Here is a 2,004-nt window from a genome sequence, read left to right as displayed (position 1 = left end):
GTCCATTACCCCAAGCTAACTCTGCTGCCTTGATTAGTCCTGATCCAATATCAACTCCTACGATCTTTTGGGGTGAACGAACAAACAAGCCAGTCAAACGATGTATAATATTATTATGTAGTTTCATGACGTGGCTTGCTGGATACAAGCTGAATGGCTTGACTAATGGCGGTAAGAATATCCACCGTAAACTGCTGTTCCAATGACTTTACCTTGCTAAAAGCTTCTCCTTGCGCGGTTACAACATATTGGGGAGGCAGAAGATTCAAGGCCAGAGCCGCTATGTCAAAACGACATTTCTCACACTTACAGATATTCCTGTGATTTTCAAGAACTTCATCGAGCTGCTGCCAAACAATGTCTTCCATGAAGTTTTTCAGTTGCATAGATACCCTCCGGACATTTAATAGTTATTATATGAAATTATGGATATACCAGACGTACTTGTCGCAGGTAGCGTAACATGGAGTATAACTTGCCGTTTAGCGGCTGTTTTGCCGCTGCCAACAGTTCCGGTCGCAGTAATAACACGTTGCATGCCCGAACCTGCAACTTTTACAGTGTAGCTGCCCTCCGTAGGAGTTCCCGCATTTTTCTTGGTAATAGAAGTCGCGGTAACCCCTGGTAAAATTCCGGTTTTTGCCACAAAATCAGGCTCTGTTTTTAATTTGACAATAGCCCAGTGAACTCCTGCCTCAGCAAGATATTGCGCGGCAACACCATTACAATAATCCCTACTGATAGTAACTTCCGTTGAGCTGAATGTAATAAATGCTCCGCCTAGACTTAACAGCAATGTCGTGGCAATAAGCGCCATAATTGCAACCGAACCGCGGTCCGAGCTACCCCATAGCCACAAATTCATCCTCCTCACAGCTAACTTATTTAAATGTCTCTGTCAGGCTAGTAACGGCTGAATAAAGTACAAACTCATGCCCGGTATAAACATCCCTGGCTTTTAGCGTTATGGTTATAGCATTCGGTTTATTGGAATCCGGCTGCCGAAATATAGCCTGGTTATCCGGATTAAGAATAATATGTTTCATCCCTTTGACATTCTCACCAGTCAATGGCTGGGAAGAAGCTGCCGGAAATATGCTGGTCTTATATAATTTGTGATCTGTAGTGCTAACATGGTAACGGTAAATATTGCCATACTGACCTGATTTTATCGTCCGGTAAGTAATTGATCTGCCATTATCGCCAAGCTCGTACATATCGCCAAACCGCAAATCTTTTACTATACTATCGACCGCAAAACGGGCTGTATGCTGCACCTCAGCCCGACTGCTGCCAGCCTTCCAGGCGTCAAGCGCAGAAGAGAACATCCTTAACAGTCCAGATAAAAGCATAACTGTCACCATAAGTCCAATTGTCAATTCAATCAGAGTCATGCCTTTTTGCTCAGCTATCATACGTTTCATCTACATTGCTCCGTTAAAGTATAAATAACAACTATTATAGACATGGAATTCGGGAATAACATGTGGTTAATTGTACCTGACGCGCTTGTCCCTGCTGATTCCATGAAACCACAACTACCACTTCGACAAGATTACTATTCTCAGAGCTTACCAATGCATTAGTTGCGACCAAATAAGGGCCTGTTTCTTCTACCATTCCCTGCCACCCAATGTTTGCCGGTAAAACGAGGTTTTCCCAGTAAGTATGTGGACGCAATTTTAATAACTCCAGTTGTTTTTGCGCTAAATTGGTGGCTACCGAAAATTCTGCAGCACCACTGACAGTTCTATTCGACTGGATAAACATACCAGTCACTGCTACTAAAGCCATGCCGATAACCATCATACCCACAGCTACCTCAAACAATATAAAACCTCTTTGTAGTCTTAGCCTAAACATGTTTTCTCCCTTAATTCTCCATTCATCCAAAAATTACTCTATACGTATCCGCCCCACAGAATCAATAATCACTTGTTTGCTTAATCCGGTTATCTTTTGACTTTTTAGTTTAATACTTGTCCCCATGCGATGCGGCAAAAC

Annotated in this window: 4 protein-coding genes; all 4 read right to left on the bottom strand. The window is 42.7% G+C overall.

Annotation, left to right across the window (positions count from 1 at the left end):
* Positions 1-113 precede the first annotated feature (113 nt).
* From AC29Z1_RS17230 to AC29Z1_RS17215, 4 genes are read right to left on the bottom strand one after another with little or no spacing between them, the layout of a single operon-like run.
* Positions 114-386, bottom strand: coding sequence for a late competence development ComFB family protein (locus AC29Z1_RS17230; RefSeq protein WP_488272677.1), 273 nt, complete (start codon positions 384-386; stop codon positions 114-116).
* A gap of 17 nt (positions 387-403) precedes the next feature.
* Entirely contained in the window at positions 404-859 is a 456-nt protein-coding gene (locus tag AC29Z1_RS17225; protein WP_488272676.1) for a hypothetical protein, read from the bottom strand.
* Positions 860-881: 22 nt separating this feature from the next.
* On the bottom strand, positions 882-1,424 hold the full coding sequence (locus AC29Z1_RS17220; protein ID WP_488272675.1) for a PilW family protein: 543 nt from the start codon (positions 1,422-1,424) through the stop codon (positions 882-884).
* A 34-nt stretch (positions 1,425-1,458) separates the two neighbouring features.
* A complete protein-coding gene (locus tag AC29Z1_RS17215; protein ID WP_488272674.1) occupies positions 1,459-1,830 on the bottom strand; it encodes a hypothetical protein in 372 nt (123 codons plus the stop codon).
* Positions 1,831-2,004 lie beyond the last annotated feature (174 nt).

It is taken from the genome of Sporomusa sp. (genome assembly GCF_057736855.1).
Note: the sequence above shows the minus strand (reverse complement) of the source record. Positions and strands in the feature narration are given on the sequence as shown.

Bases quoted from the DNA above. Each gene is read 5' to 3' on its own strand.
- AC29Z1_RS17230 (WP_488272677.1), bottom strand. From the start codon at position 386: ATGCAACTGAAAAACTTCATGGAAGACATTGTTTGGCAGCAGCTCGAT.
- AC29Z1_RS17220 (WP_488272675.1), bottom strand. From the start codon at position 1,424: ATGAAACGTATGATAGCTGAGCAAAAAGGCATGACTCTGATTGAATTG.